The sequence below is a fragment of the Actinomyces sp. HMSC08A09 genome (assembly GCF_001807465.1).
GTDB classification, from domain to species: Bacteria; Actinomycetota; Actinomycetes; order Actinomycetales; family Actinomycetaceae; genus Actinomyces; species Actinomyces oris.
Genome location: NZ_KV789127.1, coordinates 1 through 1,181, shown reverse-complemented (window position 1 = coordinate 1,181; position 1,181 = coordinate 1). Strand labels below are relative to the sequence as shown.

1 protein-coding gene is annotated in these 1,181 nt (G+C 78.6%); it reads right to left on the bottom strand.

Annotated features, from left to right (window positions below):
• Window positions 1-1,181, bottom strand: a 1,181-nt coding sequence (locus HMPREF3165_RS08120) for a helicase-related protein (protein ID WP_141745031.1), incomplete at both ends; no start/stop codon positions are given.

Below are 1,181 nucleotides of genomic sequence, written 5' to 3'. Positions count from 1 at the left end.
CGCGCCCCCAGCACCGGTGCCGTCGCCAGCAGGGCCCGCGCCTCCCGCACGCCCGCCGGCAGTCCGGCCACCGCCCGACCCAGGGGCGTCACGCCATCGGCGCCGGCCAGGCCCAGACGCTCCAACGCCTCCCGGGCAGTCGCCAACGCCGCAGCCGGCGGCTCATCGACCCAGGCCAGCCCCGCGCCGTCGGGCACACCCCACACGGCCAGCTCCAGGGCCGCACCGGTGAGGTCGGCCGAGAGGATCTCCGGGGTCGGAGCCAGCGGCGAGCGCGCCCAGTCCGTCGGCGAGCAGCAGCGGTAGACGACGCCGGGACCCTCGCGCCCCGCCCGCCCGGCCCGCTGCACCCCGGCCGCCCGCGAGACCCCCACCGTCACCAGGCCACTCATGGAGCGGGCCACGTCCAGGCGCGGCTCGCGCGCCAGCGTGGAGTCCACCACCACCCGCACCCCAGGCACCGTCAGCGAGGACTCGGCCACGTTCGTGGCCACCACGACGCGCCGCCGCCCCGCCGGGCTCGGGGCCAGGGCCGCATCCTGAGCGCTCGCGGGCAGGCGACCGTGCAGCGGCAGGACGTCCACGCCCTCGGGAGCCGCACCGCGCAGGCGGGAGACGACGTCGTCGACCTCGCGGGCCCCGGGCAGGAAGACCAGCACGTCACCGGAGCGCTCGGCCAGGGCCCGCTCCACGGTGGCGGTGACGTGGCTGAGGAATTCCCGCGGCACCCCGCGCGGCCCCAGGCGACCGGTGCGCCCCGGCGGCGCCCACACCTCCTCAAGGGGGTGGAGGCGCCCGGGCACCTCCACCAGCGGCGCGGCTCCGTCCGACGTGCCGTCCGAGGCTCCGCCCGAGGAGCCGCCCAGGATGCGGCGCAGGCGGTCGGCGTCGAGCGTGGCGGACATGGCCATGAGGGTGAGGTCCTCGCGCAGGGCGGCGCGCGCGTCCGCCAGGAGGGCCAGGAGGAGGTCGCTGTCCAGGGAGCGCTCGTGGACCTCGTCGAGGATGACGGCGTCGACGCCGCTCAGCTCCGGGTCCCGCTGGAGGCGGCGCAGGAGGAGCCCGGCGGTGACGACCTCGATCCGCGTCGCCGGGCCGGCGCGCCGCTCCCCGCGCACCGCGTATCCGACGGTGCCGCCGACCTCCTCTCCCAGGAGGTCGGCCAGGCGGCGGGCGGCCGC